The sequence below is a fragment of the Oribacterium sp. P9 genome, from assembly GCF_046365365.1.
Classification (GTDB): domain Bacteria; phylum Bacillota; class Clostridia; order Lachnospirales; family Lachnospiraceae; genus Oribacterium.
This window is the reverse complement of the sequence record NZ_JBKEIS010000001.1, coordinates 362,054-376,711: the sequence shown is the minus strand read 5'-3', so window position 1 is coordinate 376,711 and position 14,658 is coordinate 362,054. Positions and strand designations below refer to the sequence as shown.

At 53.5% G+C, this 14,658-nt stretch carries 13 protein-coding genes; 2 read left to right on the top strand and 11 right to left on the bottom strand.

All coding sequences use genetic code 11. The features are described from left to right. Positions 1–27 precede the first annotated feature (27 nt). Positions 28–999 (bottom strand): LysR family transcriptional regulator, encoded by a 972-nt coding sequence (locus tag ACK8P7_RS01575; RefSeq protein ID WP_410042466.1) that lies wholly within the window; start codon positions 997–999, stop codon positions 28–30. Positions 1,000–1,185: 186 nt separating this feature from the next. On the opposite strand from ACK8P7_RS01575, the gene ACK8P7_RS01570 reads away from it, so the two are divergent. Then, the gene (locus ACK8P7_RS01570) at positions 1,186–1,401 is read left to right on the top strand and encodes a type II toxin-antitoxin system Phd/YefM family antitoxin (protein ID WP_410042465.1); all 216 of its coding nucleotides are present in this window, start codon (positions 1,186–1,188) and stop codon (positions 1,399–1,401) included. Positions 1,402–1,538: 137 nt separating this feature from the next. Here the strand turns inward: ACK8P7_RS01570 and ACK8P7_RS01565 are convergent, their stop codons facing one another. The 6 genes from ACK8P7_RS01565 to ACK8P7_RS01540 form a co-directional block, all read right to left on the bottom strand. After that, the gene (locus ACK8P7_RS01565) at positions 1,539–2,483 is read right to left on the bottom strand and encodes an AEC family transporter (RefSeq protein WP_410042464.1); all 945 of its coding nucleotides are present in this window, start codon (positions 2,481–2,483) and stop codon (positions 1,539–1,541) included. Positions 2,484–2,722: 239 nt separating this feature from the next. Further along, positions 2,723–3,898: an isocitrate/isopropylmalate family dehydrogenase gene (locus ACK8P7_RS01560; protein ID WP_410042463.1), complete on the bottom strand. Its 1,176-nt coding sequence runs from the start codon at positions 3,896–3,898 to the stop codon at positions 2,723–2,725. Between the two features lie 275 nt (positions 3,899–4,173). After that, positions 4,174–5,049 carry a LysR substrate-binding domain-containing protein gene (locus ACK8P7_RS01555; RefSeq protein WP_410042462.1) on the bottom strand — a complete coding sequence of 292 codons (876 nt, stop codon included), beginning with the start codon at positions 5,047–5,049 and terminating at the stop codon, positions 4,174–4,176. A 192-nt stretch (positions 5,050–5,241) separates the two neighbouring features. Continuing rightward, positions 5,242–7,224, bottom strand: coding sequence for an aconitate hydratase (locus ACK8P7_RS01550; RefSeq protein ID WP_410042461.1), 1,983 nt, complete (start codon positions 7,222–7,224; stop codon positions 5,242–5,244). A gap of 337 nt (positions 7,225–7,561) precedes the next feature. Beyond that, a complete protein-coding gene (locus ACK8P7_RS01545) occupies positions 7,562–8,146 on the bottom strand; it encodes a nitroreductase family protein (RefSeq protein WP_410042460.1) in 585 nt (194 codons plus the stop codon). 15 nt (positions 8,147–8,161) lie between these two features. Then, the gene (locus tag ACK8P7_RS01540) at positions 8,162–8,815 is read right to left on the bottom strand and encodes an HAD hydrolase-like protein (RefSeq protein ID WP_410042459.1); all 654 of its coding nucleotides are present in this window, start codon (positions 8,813–8,815) and stop codon (positions 8,162–8,164) included. Positions 8,816–9,083: 268 nt separating this feature from the next. On the opposite strand from ACK8P7_RS01540, the gene ACK8P7_RS01535 reads away from it, so the two are divergent. Continuing rightward, positions 9,084–10,010: a LysR family transcriptional regulator gene (locus ACK8P7_RS01535; RefSeq protein ID WP_410042458.1), complete on the top strand. Its 927-nt coding sequence runs from the start codon at positions 9,084–9,086 to the stop codon at positions 10,008–10,010. A 142-nt stretch (positions 10,011–10,152) separates the two neighbouring features. Here the strand turns inward: ACK8P7_RS01535 and ACK8P7_RS01530 are convergent, their stop codons facing one another. The 4 genes from ACK8P7_RS01530 to aroD form a co-directional block, all read right to left on the bottom strand. Continuing rightward, a complete protein-coding gene (locus ACK8P7_RS01530; RefSeq protein WP_410042457.1) occupies positions 10,153–11,013 on the bottom strand; it encodes a YitT family protein in 861 nt (286 codons plus the stop codon). A gap of 205 nt (positions 11,014–11,218) precedes the next feature. Beyond that, complete coding sequence (locus ACK8P7_RS01525) at positions 11,219–12,127, bottom strand: hypothetical protein (protein ID WP_410042456.1); 909 nt, start codon at positions 12,125–12,127, stop codon at positions 11,219–11,221. Positions 12,128–12,254: 127 nt separating this feature from the next. After that, positions 12,255–13,592, bottom strand: a complete 1,338-nt coding sequence (locus ACK8P7_RS01520) for a 2-hydroxycarboxylate transporter family protein (protein WP_410042455.1) — start codon at positions 13,590–13,592, stop codon at positions 12,255–12,257. A 256-nt stretch (positions 13,593–13,848) separates the two neighbouring features. Beyond that, a complete protein-coding gene (gene aroD, locus ACK8P7_RS01515; RefSeq protein WP_410042454.1) occupies positions 13,849–14,655 on the bottom strand; it encodes a type I 3-dehydroquinate dehydratase in 807 nt (268 codons plus the stop codon). Positions 14,656–14,658 lie beyond the last annotated feature (3 nt).

The following is a 14,658-nucleotide window of genomic DNA, read 5'->3' as shown; positions in this document are numbered from 1 at the left end:
ATTTGTATATTTCACATGCAGTATTTTCTATCCGTTATTGCTTTTCCTTCTTTCTACTTTAAACACCTGCTGCATCGTTTCGATCAGGCCGCGCTCTGCCTCGCCGAGGTAAATGCTTTCCTTATAGACCGCATTGACCTCCCAGCAGTCCGGCGTCGGACCGTAATTATAAACACGGAAGTTCGGATTCTGGAACGGCACGATGGCACGTTCCGGCACGATGGTCACACCGAGCCCGGAGGCAGCAAGCTGCGTCGCGGAGATGCAGCTCGACACCTCCATGATTTCCTTCGGCACGAAATCGAAGCGGCGAAAAACCTCATCTACCTTCCGGCGGATATACTGCCCGCGCTTCATGATGATGAACGGAAGATCCCGGAGCATCCGAAGGTCGACCTCCGGAAGATCCTCCAAGATGTTCGAGGCATCGCACACCATAGGGCCACCCGGCGAAACCAGCATCTCCTTCGTAATCATATCTTTCCCGGCGACGAGGAAGAGACGCTCCGTGTAGATGTATTCGGTCTTCACGCCGACCGGCAGATGGTCCGTACCACCCGGCAGCACGCAGAAAGCGATCTTATCATTCATGAGATTCGTGATGATCTCCTCAGACTTCGATTCCTGAAGATGGATCTCAATATTCGGAAACTGTGCCCGGAACGGCCCGATCACCTTCGGCAGCATGTAGCCCGCCCGCTCCGTCGGGATGCCAATGTTGATGCGCCCTTTCTGCCCATGGCCGATATCTGCGAGCTCCCGCCGGAGATTATCCTTCAGCAGCATAATCTCCCGCGCTGTCTTCACATAGCGCTCACCGGCATAGGTCAGCGAGATCGGATTCGTCTTCCGGTCAAACAGCTTCACCCCGAGATCCTCCTCCACCTTCGAGATGATGTAACTCAGGGAAGGCTGTGAAATATACAGCTTCTTCGCCGCTTCCGTCACGCTATGATGATCCGCCACCGCGATGATGTAGCTCAGCTCCCTGAAGTCCATACGCATGCCTCCGTCAGATAAATGTCAAAGTCTATTATATATTAAAGAAGGCAGTTTTCATAGATACATTCTATAAGCCAACACCAAACCAAATCGTACGAACAGTAGTAGAAAATGTGCGAAATATTGAAGAAATCGTACGGCGATGGTATGATGAAGATACAAAAAGGAAGGAGGGACGCTCACATGTCAATCACGGCTACGGAATTAAAGAGTAATCTTGGAAAGTATCTAATGCTTGCCAGAACGGAAGATATTTATATAACGCGTAATGGAAAAATCGTTGCGAAGCTGTCGAATCCTCAGCAGGACAAAATTGACGTTGCAAAGTCTCTGTTTGGTGTGCTTCCAGCTGATATGACACTTGAAGAAGCAAGAGAGGTGCGACTGAATCAGATATGAAATACTACAGCAAATCGTCCCTACCGATTTTTGCTCCGGAAGAATTCATCAGCCTCCTCATAAATCGTGAAGAGGAATGATGTCAAAAAAACCGCCGATGACCGGCGGCTTTTTTATACAGCAAAAATAAAGGAAGTTCAGATCAGTCCCAGCGTCTTAACAAGCCATAACCAGAACGTCAGCGAAAATGCGCTGAAGAGGGTCGTCAACATGACGACCGACGAGGTCAGTGTACCCTCATGGTGCATGTTCCGCGCCATCACATAGCAGCTCACGGTCGTGGCAGAGCCGAGCATGACGAGAATCGCCACCAGCTTCTCGGTACGGAAGCCGAGCGCGACCGCCATCGGCAGAAAGAGGATATTAAAGCCGATGAGCTTCAGGAACGTGGCTCCGAAGGCCGGACCCAGCTTGCCGAAGGCCTTCTTAAAATCAAACATCGCGCCCATCGCCATCAGGCCGAGCGGGGTGCCGAGTGCCCCGACCTTGCTGCAGGTCGTGATCAGGATCTTCGGCTGCGGGATACGGAGAAGCGACCAGAGAAGACCCACCAGAATACCGATGATGATCGGATTCGTCACGATACCACGGGCGGTCTTTGAGAGCGTCTTCTTATCGAGTCCCGTATTCTCCGGATCGGTCAGGCTGAGTGCCACGACGGCCATCACATTATAAAGCGGTACCGCACCGATGATCATAAGCGGCGCCATGCCGGCGGTACCATAGATATTCTCGATGAAAGCCACCCCGATCAGGGAGGCACTCGAACGGTACGCCGCCTGTACAAATTCGCCGCGCTCTGCATGGTTATGAAGCATCCGTGACAGAAGTGCAGCGATGAGGACGCTCAGCAGCGTCGCGACGAAGCAGAATACGACGAAACGGGTATCCCAGGCTTCGCGGATGTCGAGTGCCGATACCTGCACGAACAGGTTCACCGGCAGTGGTATCAGAAATACAAACTTGTTTAACTTACTTGCAAAATCTGTATCAAGCCAGCCGATCTGGTGCAGCGCATAGCCCAGTACCATCATAAGAAAGATCGGCATCGTTGCATTGAGACTGAAGATCAGATTTTCCATAGAATTCTCTATATCCTTTCACATCATACCCCAAAGGCTGTCCCTTGAGCTGCGCCCGATTTCGGAAGCATACCCGATTCGGTCCGGCACAAGGAGCTGTCCCCTAGTATACGCCGACTTTTCTTCGATGGATAATCGATATTTCATATCGAAGTCATACAGACTGCTTATACACTCTTTTTGATTTTCAACATGTGCTTTTCGGTCTCATACAGTTTCTGGTGCTGTTCCAGATTCCGTTACTTCTCCAGGCCCTGGATGGTCTCGATGAGGTAATCGGTGAACTCGGCTGCGGAAGCATCCTTGGTCTCGGTGGTCAGTACGACCTTGCGCTCGGTCACGGTGCAGATCTCGAGGGCCTGATCCAGGATCGCCTTCCGGTCACCATAACCGATATGTGCCATCATCTCGCCCATCGCACGGATGAGGGAGCATGGATTTGCATAGTTTCCGCGGCCGTGGCTCATAAGGTATGGTGCGGTACCATGGATCGCCTCGAAGAGTGCATACTGGTTACCAATGTTGGAGCTGGATGCGGTGCCGAGACCACCCTGAAGCTCGGCTGCGACATCGGTTACGATATCACCGTAGAGGTTTGGAAGAACCACCACCTGGATGCCGGCGTTAAACTCCGGATCGGTCATCTTCGCTGCCATCGCATCGACGAGCTTGTCCTGTACCTCGATCTCCGGATACTCCTCTGCACCGATGCGGTGAACGGTCTTCAGGAAGTTACCATCTGCCAGCTTTACGATGTTGGACTTCGTTACGACAGTGACGTTGGTCTTGCCATTCTTACGTGCAAACTCGAACGCGGCACGTGCGATGCGCTCTGCTCCCGGCTTCGTGCAGACCTTGAAATCCACACCGAGATCCTCATTCACCTCGATACCCTTATTACCCCAGATATACTCGCCCTCGATATTCTCGCGGAAGAAGGTCCAGTCGATGCCCTTATCCGGCATCTTGATCGGACGTACAGCTGCAAAAAGATTCAGACCTCTGCGAAGCAGTGAGTTTGCAGACACCAGGTTTGGATACGGATCTCCCGGTCTCGGTGTAACGAACGGTCCCTTTACGAGAACGTCACACTTCTTGCACTCTTCCATCACGTCCTCCGGAAGCGACTCCATAAGCTCGGATCTGCGCTCGATCGTCATGCCCGGGATCTCATGAAGCTCGACACGACCGGATGCGATCTCATCCTTCAGAAGCTCCTCTACTACACGAACAGCCTGCTCCATGATGATCGGTCCGATACCATCGCCTGGCAGGATGCCGACCTTGATATGTGAAAGCTTCGAGAAGTCCTTCACCTCACTATCCTGCTTCATCGCTTCGATTCGTGCATTCTCCGCACGGATAAGCTCACCAAATCTGGCCTCTGCTGCTTTGATCTGCTCCTCAGTAATCATCGTCTCTCTCCTTTTTCCACCGTCCTGAACGGCGCTCTACAGTATTCATAACCGAGTGCCCAACGCACTTTTCGTGTGCACTCCTTCTATAGTGAAAGTATATCGGCGATGATCCATATAGTAAAATATATATAAAAATATATACGTCATCAGATATTTTCTATGTTGATTCATTAAACGAATACGACGTGGCATACTTCATCCAGCATCCTTTCCATGTGCGGAACGTTGAAATCCTTCAAACAGATGGCTCCTGTTCTCAGCCTCACAGACGCTCATCCCCGGATCTTTACATGCTTTTCCACATACTGAATCAGTTCATCCACCACCGCCCGGCGATTCTTCTCCTTCTTATAGATGAACCAGCTGTCTCTCGTGATCTGCTTTCCATCCTTCGCGAGAAGCGGTGTCAGGGTCAGTTGAAATTCATTGACGAAATTATCCGGCAGGAAGCAGAGCAGATACCGGTTTCCTGCGGCAATGCTTCGGAATGCAAATTCGATGTAGCCCGCATCCTCTGCCGGCTCCGGCAGTGTCGTGCCGTAGCGCTCCATCCACCACGCTTCGATCTTCCCGATCGTCTTCTGATTGGTCTGATAGGCCACCTGTTCCATCGACGGCAGCGCATCGAGATCCACCGGATCCCGCGTCACGCAGTACGCGGCGGTATGGTCCACGAGCTCATGGTAGACGCCCGCCGTATAATCCGAGCGGATAAACGCCGCATCGAGCTTCCCCTCCATCAGCATCTCATACAGATAATTACTCTGTTTATTGATGACACGGACGCTGATGTTCGGATGCGCTGCAGTAAACGGATTCAGCACATCATAAAGTGAGTATTTCGTATAGGTATACGCTGACCCGAGAAGAATCGTCTCCTTGTGTTCCTCCCGAAGCTTCCGAAGCCCCTCCTGCGTCTCATTTTCCAGCTGCAGATACTTTTCCGCCATCTGAAACAGGAACTCCCCCTCCTTCGTAAACGTCACGCCCTGTGGCGTCCGCTCCACGATCCGGCACGCGAGCTCCTCCTCCATCGACTGCAGTCGCTTCGTAATCGCCGACTGCGACTTATAGAGAAGCCCCGACACCTTCGTGATGCTCGGATTCTGATGCAGCTCGTAGATGATTTTCCAGTCACTGTCCCGCATAAAAAACCTCCTTCGTGATGTCATCTATCATACCATCACGAGGGAGGTTTTCCTCATACTATTCTACTGATTCGACGTATCCGGTTTTTTCTATCGGCCTGTCCTTCACACCATATAGCCAATGCTTCCGGCGCGACATCCTCACGATGCCTCTGCGGTCACGAAGCCGCCGCTTCCAGCATCCTATTCTCTTTACTGTTCGAGCTCCTCTGCCTTGAGAACCCCCATCTCGACGAGCTGCTGCTTCAGATAGCGGAGCTGTCCACCGGCGAGCACGACGGCGAGCTCGGCATCGGAAAGCTCGAGTCGGCACTTGAAGCTGAACTCCTTCGTCACGTCGCGTACGATGACCTCTCTCGTCGGAATCTGCGCGGTGAAATCATCGATGGCGAGCTCATCCATCTGATCGAGCTTGTCGTAATCCGCCGGATTCTCGAACATCATCGGCACAACGCCGTGATTTATGAGATTACCCTTATGGATACGGGCGATGCTCTTTGCGATGACGGCCTTCACACCAAGGTACATCGGGTTGATGGCGGCATGCTCACGAGAGGATCCCTGGCCATAGTTTTCACCACCAACGATGATCGACTGCACGAGTTCTCTTGCACGCTCTGAAAATTCCGGATCATAACGGTTATAGCAGTACTTCGACATGAGCGGAATATTTGATCGCATTGACGAGAACTCAGCACCGGCCGGTGTGATATCATCGGTCGAAATATTGTCCCCAGCCTTTAATGAGATTCGTACGTTCAGATTTTTCTTCGGCTTCTCCGGTACCGGAAGGAAGGCGATATTCGGTCCCTTCAGAACCTTCACCTTCGCACGCTCCTCTTCCGGAAGTGGCGGGATGATCATCGCATCATCGACGATGTAGTGTACCGGCTCCTGGATAGCAGCGAGCTTTTCCACATCCGCGCCCATGATTTCCTCCGCCGTTGCGAATGTGCCCTTGATGGCCGTTGCTGCCGCCGTCTCCGGAGACACCAGATAAATATTGGCATTCGGTGAACCAGCGCGGCCACGGAAGTTACGGTTCGAGGTACGAACGGCGACACCATTCGTCGGTGGCACCTGACCGATCGCACAGCATGGTCCACAGCTCAGCTCCAGGATACGCACACCGGCGTCGATCAGCATATCGAGGTAGCCGTCCTTCAGAAGCTGCTTATAGATCTGCTTGCTGGCGATCCCTGCCGTACACTGAAGATTTTCATGGACATGACGTCCCTTCATCACGAGGGCGGCCTTTGCAAAATCGCTGTAGGAGCCGTTGGTGCAGGAGCCCATGAAGACCTGCTCGACCACCGGATGCTCCTCGAGGGTGCTCATCGGTACAACATTATCCGGCTGATGTGGCAGCGCGATGAGTGGCTCGAGACTGCTCAGGTCGAGGTTCATCTCCTCATCGTACTCTGCATCTTCGTCCGGAAGGAATTCTCTATACTGCTCACCACGCTCCTGTGCCTCCATAAACGCCTTCACGATTTCATCCGCCGGAAAGATCGAGGTGGTGGCACCCATCTCCGCACCCATGTTCGCGATGGTGAGACGCTCCGGTACAGACAGCGTCTTTACACCCTCGCCGACGTACTCGAAGACCTTTCCGAGACCGCCCTTGATGGTGACACGGCGAAGCATCTCGAGGACGACTTCCTTTGCGTTCACACCGGCCTTCAGCCTGCCCGTGAGGTTCACCTTGACAACCTTCGGCATCGTAAGACGCATCGGAATGCCTGCCATCGCGGTCGTGATGTCCATGCCACCGACACCGATCGACAGCATGCCGACGGCACCACCCGATGGGGTATGGCTGTCACCACCCATCAGAAGCTCACCCGGGATCGCGAAACGGGAGGTCTGTACCATGTGGCAGATACCGTTTCCCGGTCTCGATACATATACGCCGGTCTTCTCTGCGATGGTCCTAAGATAGTTATGATCGTCCGGCGTCTTGAAATCGATGTACAGCAGATTATGATCCAGATACGATACCGAGGTCTTCACCTGCGTCGGAATGCCCAGCTGCTCGAAGCCGAGATAGGTCATGACCGCATTGATATCGTGCGTGAGCGTCTGATCGACCTTGACAAACACATCCTCACCTGCTGTCATCGACCCCTTCACCATGTGGGAACGGATGATCTTTCTCGTTAATGAATCGCCCATGTTTACCTCCTGAAATAAACCATGTTTCCATCCACTCTTTTCATGCGGCCGTCTGTCCTCAGATATTCTCGCATATGCGACGCAGGGGCAAAAAGAAATAGCTTATGTCACTATCCGTCATGAAAGTGGTTATTTATTTATCATTCTGTACTTCGATTGTACTGTGCCACGCATGTGAAAAGGAAATGCAATTAACAAATAAGGGCATTCCATAATGGAATGTCCTTACCTGAATGTTTCTTTTATTCATAGATTTCATCTGCTCAACCGTCGTATTACAGTTTACCAGTGTTTACTCAGTTTTACCTGACTCAAGTAAAACTGAGTAAAATCGATTTTATTCCTTTTCCAGCACGATGTCCTCGAGCGCGCGCTTCGGCACGTAGTGGGTGCCGTTTTCATCGCGATAATAATTCACGTCGCCGTTCTCCAGTACCGGAACCAGCTCGATCTTCTCTGCCGGCGCACCGATGGCGATGACCAGCACCGGCACGAGACTCTCCGAAAGTCCCAGCACCTCGGTCAGTGGCTTCAGACCGAAGTTCCGAATCATGAGGCAGCCGAGACCCTTCTCCGTCGCTGCCAGCGTAATCGTCTGTGCGGCGATGCCGACGTCGATCATCGCCGCCTGCATGTTCGGCTGAATGTCACTATCCTGCAGGATGATCACGAACGCGGTCGGATGCGTGCCCGGCTTCGGAAGGTGGAGCTCCGGAAGGGCGGCTGCCCACTTCGTCGTCGCGAGGATGGCCTCCACCTCCTCGTGTTCCGTCGAAATATAGTACTTAAGTGGCTGCTTGTTACCGCCGGACGCGGTCAGACGGGCCATATCTACCATATCGATGAGCTCGTCTCTCGTCACCTTGCGATCCTCATGATAGCCACGATAGCTTCTGTCCTTTAATACCAGATCCTTCAGCATAGCTTTCTCCTTTTACTAAATCCCGATCACGGAGAGGATCTCCTTCGGGGAATCCACGATGTACATGGCGCCTGCATTGACCAGCTCTGCACGGTCGCCGAAGCCGTAGGTGACGCCGATGGAATCGACACCTGCCTCGACGGCACCCTCGATATCAAACATGCGGTCACCGATCATGACGCAGTCCGCCTTGTCGAGCTTAAGCGCTTCGACGGCCCGGTTGATGAGGCGTGCCTTCCGGCTGTCATGGTCACCAAGCTCCGGGCCGGTCTGATAGCAGAAGTACGGCGCGAAGCCGAAGTGCTCGAGGATACGCTCTGCGAAGATGTGCGGCTTCGAGGTCACGAGGACGAGCTTACGCTCACTCGCCTGAATCGCACGGAAAACGTCCTCGATACCGGCATATGGGGTGGCGTCAAAGATGCCATCAGTCGGATAGACCTCGCGGTAGAGGGCGACGGCACGCTCCGCGTCCTGCGGATTCATGCCATAGAAGTTTGTGAAGCTGTCCATAAGGGACGGGCCGACAAACTTCCGAAGCTTTTCCTCCGGCTCATTCGGGTAGCCGAAGTGGTCGAGCGCGTACTGTACAGATTTCATGATGCCAGGACCGGAGTCCATGATCGTTCCATCGAGGTCGAAAAGAATGGCGGTATAGTTCTTCTTCATATCATTTCTCTTTCTGCTTTCTGATGATCCCGTAATGAGAATGATCGAAGATAGCGTCTCTCGGTTCGTTCTCAGTCGGCATCCGTAAATGCTGATTTTATTTCGTATGCAATTTATCTTAGCATATTGATTCCGGCTGTGGTACAGTTAAGTTTATCTGTTTGTATAAAACGCAAAGGCAGTGATGAACTCCCGGTATACATCTGTATCTTTCGGGAGCAGCAGGCATGTTTTTCCGCCGCACGTAAACCAGATGGAAGGATAGATTATGACCACACGTGAACTTCTCTATGTAAAAACCACCGCCGACACCGGCAATATCTCGAAGGCTGCAAAGAAGCTCTTCGTCACGCAGCCTTCGCTCTCGCAGTCACTGCAGCGCATCGAGGACTCGATCGGCACGAAAATCTTCGTGCGCAGCCCCGATGGTCTGAAGCTCACCTTCGCCGGTGAAAAGTACTATCAGATGGCCTGCCAGGTGCTGAAGATCTATGATGACTTCTCATCGGAAATCACGGATATCAATGATCTGAAGGTCGGTCATATCAGCTTCGGTGTCACGCATCACCTCGGTGCGATCGTCCTGCCGCAGATTCTTCCAGAGTACAATGCACTCTATCCGGGCATCTCCATCGACCTGTTCGAGGGCTCCACTGAACCGCAGGAGCAGCATCTGATCTCCGGCGAGATGGACTTCTCCATCATGCATGCGCCGGTCTACGATGTGCTCGCGAACCCGTCACTTCAATACGAGGTACTGAAGCGCTATTCCTTTATCATCGCGATGTCCCGGAATAATCCACTGACTGAAAAGGCTGTACCGACGCCGGGCTATCCTTATCCGGTGCTGGATGTAAAGCTGCTCGCCGACCAGCCGCTGCTGACGCTGCATAAGGAGCAGCGTATCCGCCATGTCACGGATTCCGTGCTGCGGAAGGCCGGGATCCAGCCAGAGATCCGCCTTCTGTGCCGAAACTACATGAGCCTCGAGAAGCTCGCCGCCGAGGGCATGGGCGTGACCATGCTCCCATCCGAGTATGTCGCCGCAAACAGTTTCGAAAACCCGCCGGCCTTCTTCTCGATCGATGCCTCCTACCCGGCCTACTGGGATCTCTGCATCGCGACACTGAAGGGTGCCTTTCTCTCGAAGGCCGACGAGTACCTGCTCGAGATTCTCCGAAAGAAATTCAGCTGAGACTCCCGTCCTCGCCGCCCGGAGTCGCCGGGCGAAGCACGAAATTCCCGTGACGAGATGACATACCCGCCGGAGACATTGCCCGGACATAAAAAGCCGCCCACAGCATACGACTGTGCGCGGCTTTTACGTTTATTCAGATTTAATCCTTCGGCTTCATGTAGAAGCGTCCGGAGAGCTCGGTCGTGCGGATGGAGTTCACGAAGGCATGCGCATCGATATCACGGATGCGCTTGATCACATGACGGGCGCTGTCCGCCGCGATGACGGAGTAGAGCACCTGATGATCCTTATGCTCATGGGAACCCTCGGCGTGCATGATGGACGCACCATGATGGGTTTCATCGAAGATCATCTTCGCGATCTCCTCTGCCTTATCCGTAACGACAAAGAGCGTCTGGCGCTGGAAATCACGGTAGAGGGTATGCAGGGTCTGGGTGGACACATACTGGAACACGATCGAATACAGCGCCTTATCCCAGCCGAAAAGCACACCAGCGGCACCGAGAATCAGGACATTGAAGCCGAGAATCAGGTTCCAGGTCTCCATGCCGCACTTCTGGCTGAGGTAGATGGCGATGAAATCCGTACCACCGGTGGTCGCATCTACACTCAGGCAGAGGCTGATGACCACACCGTTGATGATACCGCCGAAGACGGCGATCAGCAGGGTGTCATAGGTGATTACATGCGCCGGCATCATATCGGTGAAAAAGCCGGTCAGGAGAATCATGATCAGCGAGAAGAAGGTGAACTTCTTTCCGATGAAGCGGAAACCGATATAGACCGGGATCGCATTCAGCAGGATATTGATCGGCGAGTATGGAATCTCATGTGGCAGATACATCTGGCTGATACGCTGGATCAGGATCGTCAGTCCCGTCGCACCACCCGGATAGAGTCCACCGGTACGGACAAATGTTTTGATATTGATCGCCATCAAGAGCGAGGCCAGCACCACGGTAATCAGACGGCGCAGATCCCTCTTCGCTTCGATTTTCATTTCTACCCCTCCTGCCCCATGGCAGATATGATAAAACGCATAAAAAGCAGGTCCATCAGAACCCGCAAACATATTAGTCATAGCAGATATTCATATATCTTGCAAGATAAATCCACTTTTTTCTCTATTCTCTTTATCGTTCGGGTAACAGTTCAGCTAAGGGGCCCCTTAGCTGAACGCTTACGCTTAAAAGACGCACCGGTCATCACTCCCGGATAACCACGAAGCCGTCACTGTCCTCTTCGCCGATTTTCTCACCGTGCTCGTCGCGGAAGGCCTTCGTATATTTCGTATATGCCTCCGGATGTGCGAGGAGTTCATCGGCGCGTTTCTCGGTATACAGACCCTTCCGGTCTGCGATGATGGCCTCAAGATAAGCATTCGCCTTCTCCTGATCACCGGTACGAAGCGCATACTCGGCGAGCTCAAGCTGCATCTCCTTCCGGTAGATGGCATTTCCGGCGTACTGAACCTCCTCCTCGAGATACGGGATGTCCGCATCCAGGCGTCCCTCTGCCGCCGCGATCCGCGCCTCATGCACACGAATCTGCTGCGCGAGGTTTTCAGCGAGCCGTGCGGCACGCTTTTCCGAAACCACCTTCAGCTTCTTCAGATCCTCGATCTGAAAGCTCGCCGCCTCGAGATCACCGCGCAGAATCTGCAGATTTGCCTTCTGATTTACGATGAGAGCAGAGCTCGTCAGCGCATGGATACGAAGTTCGTCCGGCTTCAGATCCTTCACCGCATCCCAGGCACCCTCGAAATCACCGAGCGCTTCCTTCGCAAAGGAAATCCAGTGCTGACCGTTCGCATACTCTGCGAGATTCTTTGGGACACGGGCATTGACCGCCTCGAAGTTCTGCAGGAAGCCGGCCGGATCCGTATCGGTATAGAGCTGTTTCTGCACGGCCTGCAGACGCTTATTCGCGAGCATCGCGGCGAGCAGACGCCCGACGATGACGCCGGTGAATACCCAGAGTGCCCAGACGAACACCGCTGTCTTATCCGGATTATTCAGAATCCGCCCGTGAAAATAGATGAGGCCGAAGACACCGCCGAGCACCGCGCCGAGAAGCATGATGGCGTTCGCCATCCGCTTGTAGTAAACGATCATAGAAAATCCCCCTTTATGGATGTGATGAAGCTCTTATCAAAAAGGGTCGCCCGCGATGGACGACCCATACTGAACCAGCTGCTTATGGTTCTGCCATATTCAATTGTCAGTTTCTCTACAGCGCGTATTACAGCATGAAGGAGAATACGAAGGCTGCGATGATGAGGACGATACCGCCACCAAGACGAGAAGAAAGCTGTGAGTAAGCGATCAGATCCATACGGTCTGCAGCACCGAGGCACGCGAGGTCGCCGTTACCACCACGGTTTGCCATGCAAAGACCAGCGGTGATCGCGGAATCGATCGGATAGAAGCCTACGAGGTAACCAACCGCTGCGGAACCGATGATGGCACCGATCACGATCATGAGTGCCATGATGATGTTCTTCGGAGCGATCGCGTTAAAGAGCTCTGCGAGGTTGAAGTCTGCGCCCATGCCGACCATGATGATGATACCGAGCTGACCGGAGAAGAAGCTCTGCAGTCTCTTCGCACCAGCACGTACTCTGGCAGGGATGAGACCGGTTGCTGCAAGGATAACGACGAACACGATCATGTACGCATACTTATGAATCGGTGCACCTGCGATCTTCGGAAGGATCTTACCGCTCATGAGCTCGCCGACAGCGAAGCATGCGAATGCAAGAAGAAGTGCGCCTGCGAGGTCGTTGTTGTCGGTCTTCACCTTCTGATCGTCTCTTGCAAGCTCCTCTGCACCACGGATCAGGGTCTTCTTATCACCGGTCAGGGTCGGAACCTTCTCACCGAGTGCGTTCAGCGCTGCGGAAGCGATGATACAGAAGATGTTTGCGATGGTCAGTACGATGATCGCGAAGGAATAGTAGTTCGCTGCAGCATCACCGGTTACCTGCTCATAAATCTGAGAGAGCGGAACGGCACCTGCACCATTACCACCACCCATGATCGGAAGTGTGTACTTGATCAGGGTATCTGCAAACGGAATACCGAAGATGGCACCTGTGATACCACCGAGAATCGTTGCTGCGAGAAGTCCGCCGAGGATCGCTGGGATATAACCTGCGAAGGAACGGATCAGGATGTCACGCTCAAGTGAAAGCACAGAGCCGACAATCAGCATAACGATGAAGAGTTCAAGGAAATTCGCATCATCTGAGATGAAGGAGTTGATTGCATCGAGTCCTGCCTCCGGAATCAGACCGAACTGTCTGAGGAGAGCGACACCGAAGAAGGTTGCGAGAAGTCCGCCACCGATGTACTTATTCCAGATCGGAACACGCTCACCGATCTCGTTAAAGATGACTGCGAAGCCGAAGCAGATACCCAGTACCGATGTCATGGTCGTTGCGGCCAGCATCACCGGGTTACCGTCCTTCATCTTCGTCACATAGACCGGAAGAAGTACCAGTACGATACAAATGAGAGCCTGCCACCAAGGAAGGCCACCGAGCCAGAGCCCACTTCTAGAGTTTTTGTCTTCTGCCATATTAAAATCCCCCTTTAATATGATTGGAACGAAGCAGCACGTTCCATTTTGATATGACGTTCCAGGAGCTACCTGGATGAATCCTGCGTAAGCAGAGCAGGATTCAATGTTGAATACCGTAACATATTACCATAAGACATTTGCTTTTACAATCATAACTGGTAAATATGGCCATACACTGTTCCCCTGGATGCACAAAAAGGGCTGGCAGCAGAAGCTTCACTCTTCTGTCGCCAGCCCTCCGGTCTCTCCATCACTAATGAAGCGAAAGCTGTGTCAGCGCTGCCCGCACCGCTTCGATCGGCATCTGTCCAGGTGCACTGCTCTCTCCGACCGTCGCAAAGGTGAGCATGGAGCCAAAGGCCCCACCGACGAGTCGGCTGATCTGACCGATCTCTCCCATCGACATCGTGATGAGCGGATGCGTCGCCGCATCCTCCTCCCGGAAACGGGCCGTCGCTAGAAGAAGCGTGGCGACATCCGAGGTTTTCGTCGGCATGTAGGCCGCTTTCAGGATATCGGCGCCCGTCGCCCGAAGCGCGCGAAGCTTCTCGAGGATTTCCTCGACCGCCGGTGTTTTCTCGAAGTCGTGGTAGGACGCGATGACGCGAACGCCCATTTCATGGGCAAGCGTCATCAGCGCACGGCTGTCCTCTGCCGGTGTCGTATCCTCGAGATCGAGGTAATCGAGCCGCGCGGATGCAAGCGCCAGGGTGCAGAACCGCCGGTACGCTGCCGCATCGTTCGGGAAGCTTCCTCCCTGTCGCTGTGTACGGATCGTGAAAAGCAGCTCCTTTCCGGGAAGCAGTGCCCGAAGGCGTGCGATCATCGCCTGCAGCTGCCGGGCGTCCTCCGAAGCCGCATCGATCTCTGCACTGCTGCCATCTTCCGCGGCATCCCGAGTGTGTGCATTGGCCCCCTGTACCGACGGATAGAGCGCCATCGCGAGGTCGAAACGCCACTCCACGACGTCCGCGTCGGTCGCTGCGATGGCGTGGGCCTGCTGCTCAATCTCTGTCTGATTCTGTCCGGTAATCGGAACACATACCTTCACTTTTTCCATACT

Excerpts from the sequence above, each read along its gene's own strand:
- ACK8P7_RS01535 (WP_410042458.1), top strand. The coding sequence starts at position 9,084 with ATGACCACACGTGAACTTCTCTATGTAAAAACCACCGCCGACACCGGC.
- aroD (WP_410042454.1), bottom strand. The coding sequence starts at position 14,655 with ATGGAAAAAGTGAAGGTATGTGTTCCGATTACCGGACAGAATCAGACA.
- ACK8P7_RS01575 (WP_410042466.1), bottom strand. The coding sequence starts at position 999 with ATGGACTTCAGGGAGCTGAGCTACATCATCGCGGTGGCGGATCATCAT.
- ACK8P7_RS01565 (WP_410042464.1), bottom strand. The coding sequence starts at position 2,483 with ATGGAAAATCTGATCTTCAGTCTCAATGCAACGATGCCGATCTTTCTT.
- ACK8P7_RS01520 (WP_410042455.1), bottom strand. The coding sequence starts at position 13,592 with ATGGCAGAAGACAAAAACTCTAGAAGTGGGCTCTGGCTCGGTGGCCTT.
- ACK8P7_RS01555 (WP_410042462.1), bottom strand. The coding sequence starts at position 5,049 with ATGCGGGACAGTGACTGGAAAATCATCTACGAGCTGCATCAGAATCCG.
- ACK8P7_RS01540 (WP_410042459.1), bottom strand. The coding sequence starts at position 8,815 with ATGAAGAAGAACTATACCGCCATTCTTTTCGACCTCGATGGAACGATC.
- ACK8P7_RS01525 (WP_410042456.1), bottom strand. The coding sequence starts at position 12,127 with ATGATCGTTTACTACAAGCGGATGGCGAACGCCATCATGCTTCTCGGC.
- ACK8P7_RS01550 (WP_410042461.1), bottom strand. The coding sequence starts at position 7,224 with ATGGGCGATTCATTAACGAGAAAGATCATCCGTTCCCACATGGTGAAG.
- ACK8P7_RS01530 (WP_410042457.1), bottom strand. The coding sequence starts at position 11,013 with ATGAAAATCGAAGCGAAGAGGGATCTGCGCCGTCTGATTACCGTGGTG.
- ACK8P7_RS01560 (WP_410042463.1), bottom strand. The coding sequence starts at position 3,898 with ATGATTACTGAGGAGCAGATCAAAGCAGCAGAGGCCAGATTTGGTGAG.
- ACK8P7_RS01570 (WP_410042465.1), top strand. The coding sequence starts at position 1,186 with ATGTCAATCACGGCTACGGAATTAAAGAGTAATCTTGGAAAGTATCTA.
- ACK8P7_RS01545 (WP_410042460.1), bottom strand. The coding sequence starts at position 8,146 with ATGCTGAAGGATCTGGTATTAAAGGACAGAAGCTATCGTGGCTATCAT.